Genomic DNA, 3,343 nt, shown 5'->3' on the forward strand with positions numbered 1-3,343 from the left:
CGAGGAGGTCGTCTCGAAGACGTGCTCACCCACGGGTAACAGGTTCGGGCTCGGGCAGCGACGGCTCTGCGTCCTCGTGTTGTTCGCTGCCGTTGGCACGTTGCTCGGGCATCTCCAGCGACAGCCGCTCGCCCGCCTTGTACTCGATCGCGGCGCCGACGAACCCGGTGAACAGCGGATGTGGTCGGGTCGGACGGCTCTTGAGCTCGGGATGAGCCTGGGTGCCGACGACGAAGGAGTGCATCTCCGGCGGATACTCGACGAACTCGACCAGGTGCCCGTCGGGAGATGTCCCGGAGAACTTCAGCCCGCTCTCGGCGATGCGGTCCCGATACGAGTTGTTGACTTCATAGCGATGCCGATGCCGCTCGGAAACGTCGGTCGACTGATATGCCTGGGCGACAATGGAATCCGGCTCCAGAACGGCCGGATACGCTCCTAGCCGCATGGTGCCGCCGAGGTCGGCTTCGCCGGCGACGATCTCTTTTTGATCGGCCATCGTGGAGATGACCGGGTCAGGGGTGTCCGGATCGAATTCGGCGGAGTTGGCCTCTGTCATACCGACGGAACGCGCGGCCTCGATCACGATGCACTGCATGCCCAGGCATAGCCCCAATATGGGCAGCCCGCGGGCTCGTGCATGCGAGATGGCGCCGATCTTGCCCTCGATGCCCCGGATGCCGAAGCCGCCAGGGATCAGCACGCCGTGGACGTCCTCGAGCACCGACGCCGCACCGCCCGGCGTCTCGCAGTCGTCGGAGCCAACCCAGCGAATCTCCACCTTGGCCCGGTGCTTGAAGCCGGCCGCCCGCAACGCCTCGCTCACCGAGAGATAGGCGTCCGAGAGGTCGACGTACTTGCCCACCAAGGCAATTCGCACGGTCTCCTGCGGATCGTGCACTCGGCGCAGCAGGTCGTCCCATTCGGTCCAGTCGACGTCACGGAACGGGAGGTTGAGCCGGCGGACGACGTAGGCGTCAAGCTCCTCGCGGTGCAACACCTTTGGGATGTCGTAGATCGAGGGCGCGTCGGGTGTGGAGATGATGCCGTCGATGTCGACGTCACACATCAGCGCGATCTTGTTCTTCAGCGGCTCAGGCACGTCGCGGTCGCAGCGCAGGATCAACGCGTCCGGGGTGATACCGATGCTGCGCAGCGCGGCCACCGAGTGCTGGGTGGGCTTGGTCTTGAGCTCTCCCGACGGCGCCAGGTACGGGATCAGCGACACGTGCAGGAAGAAGACATTCTCCCGGCCGATGTCGTGACGAACCTGCCGCGCCGCCTCAAGGAAAGGCTGCGACTCGATATCGCCGACGGTGCCGCCGATCTCGGTGATCACGACATCGGGTCTCCTGCCGTCGGCGTCCGGCTCGGCCATCGCCAGGATGCGGCGCTTGATCTCGTCGGTGATGTGCGGGATGACCTGGACAGTGTCACCGAGGTATTCGCCGCGGCGCTCCTTGGCGATGACTGTCGAATAGACCTGTCCGGTCGTGACATTCGCCGAACCGGACAGATCGCGGTCGAGGAAGCGCTCATAGTGGCCGACGTCGAGGTCGGTTTCGGCGCCGTCCTCAGTGACGAACACCTCGCCGTGCTGGAACGGGTTCATGGTGCCCGGGTCGACGTTGAGGTAGGGATCGAGCTTCTGCATCGTCACCTGCAGCCCGCGAGCGGTCAGCAACTGCCCGAGGCTGCTCGCGGTCAGTCCCTTACCGAGCGACGAAACGACCCCGCCGCTGACGAAGAGATGCTTGGTGGCGGTCTGCGGATGCTTACGCAATGTGGCGACCTCCGTGAAGACGGCGCAGGGCTAGCCTCTGGTGAGGGCTGTTTTCCAGCTTGGGCCTGCCGACCCACGGAAACCCACCCTAACAAAGACTCAGCCACCTCGTCGCTAACACGCCCGGCGGCGCGGCTTTATCGACTGCCCGCACCGCACTGTCGGTGGGCTACGACGCGACGGTGAGCCCGGTATTGCGGTGTCCGATTCCGTACTGGCCGGTCCGACCACCGTTGATCAAGTCGGCGGCACCGAGCACTGCGGTGACGCGACCGGATTCGGCGTCGAGATCGTCGACGGTGCTGATCACCGGGGTCACCGTGGCGTCGGCGCGGGCCACTCCGACCGCGGCAGGACCGTCCGACGAGCCGTCGCGTCCGGCCAATACCACGCCCGACCCGTGCGGTGCGAGCGCAGCCGCGAACCGGGCCACGCTGACGCCCTGGTTACCGGCGTCGTTGGTAAGCGAGCCGCCGGTGATGACCGCGGCCGCGTTCGCCGCGCCGACGTGCTGGTCCCCGTATCCGATGAAGCCGGTGTCACGCAGCGCCGCCAGCACGGTGTCGCGCTGCGCGTCGTCCACTGGCGGAACCGCCGGATCCCGGTTGATCAACAGCGCAATACCCAGCAGGTCGCCGGCTTGGGAGCCTTGGTCGACCAATTTGGTGCTCAACTGGGCGCCCGCGGGGAGAACCGACGCGTTGACCACTGAGCGCAGCTTTTCCGCGGAGTTGGCATCGACGAACTCCTGCGTCAACGACACCGTGCCGGTGACGGCTCCCCCGGCCTGTCCGACGATCTTCGACACCGCGTCGACGTCTTCGTCCTGGGCGTCGGGTGCGCGGAAGATCACCATCGACTTGCCGTTCAGCGCGTCATGAACCATCCGGGCGGCCATCTGGGCGTCGAAAGCGTTCGCAGAAGCGAGCTTTCCGTTCAGAACGCTCTTCTCATCGTTGAGCGAGTTGACCTGGTTGTGCAGATTCCGGGTTTCGTCGCGCAATCCGGACGTCATCGTGTTGGACAGAAGCCCTGAGCCGAGCACGACGCCGACCGCCAGCGCAAGGAACACCGCGGCCAGCGAAATCGCGTGCTGACGTAGAGATATCACGTCGCCTCCGTCCTAGTGGATGAAGCGCTGCATCCAGATCCAGAAGTGATTCCAGTACTGCGCGATCCAGTGCAATACCACGGTGTCGGCGCGAGACACCCACAGCGCGGCGATCACCGAGAGCAGCATCGTCAAGATCAGCAATGCGATCGCGCCACCGGAAATCCGGTTGTGATAAAGCGTGGCAACAGCTTTGGCGTCCACGACCTTCTCCCCCACCCGCAATCTGGTGAGGAACGTCGAGGGGTTGCTGTCCTGACGCGTCCGGTCGAAGAAGGTCTCGATGTTGGCGCGGTGGCCCGCGGTCACCAGCAGCGCGGCGCCGTGATGATCGGCCAACAGCAGCGCCAGGTCAGCCGGTGAACCCGCGGCGGGGAACGTCATCGCCCCGACACCGAGGTCCTGGATGCGTTCCAGACCTGGCGCGTGGCCGTCGGCGTCGGCGGGCA

At 65.5% G+C, this 3,343-nt stretch carries 3 protein-coding genes; all 3 read right to left on the reverse strand.

The annotated features are described in order from the left end of the window. Positions 1–25 precede the first annotated feature (25 nt). Positions 26–1,783 (reverse strand): CTP synthase, encoded by a 1,758-nt coding sequence (gene pyrG, locus QOC69_RS05410; RefSeq protein ID WP_526437141.1) that lies wholly within the window; start codon positions 1,781–1,783, stop codon positions 26–28. A gap of 169 nt (positions 1,784–1,952) precedes the next feature. After that, positions 1,953–2,894: a copper transporter gene (locus QOC69_RS05415; protein ID WP_526437143.1), complete on the reverse strand. Its 942-nt coding sequence runs from the start codon at positions 2,892–2,894 to the stop codon at positions 1,953–1,955. A gap of 12 nt (positions 2,895–2,906) precedes the next feature. Beyond that, positions 2,907–3,343: putative cytokinetic ring protein SteA (gene steA / locus QOC69_RS05420; RefSeq protein ID WP_526437145.1), on the reverse strand; the 437-nt coding region annotated here is incomplete at its 5' end.

The sequence above is a fragment of the Mycobacterium sp. genome, from assembly GCF_032162105.1.
Classification (GTDB): Bacteria; Actinomycetota; Actinomycetes; order Mycobacteriales; family Mycobacteriaceae; genus Mycobacterium.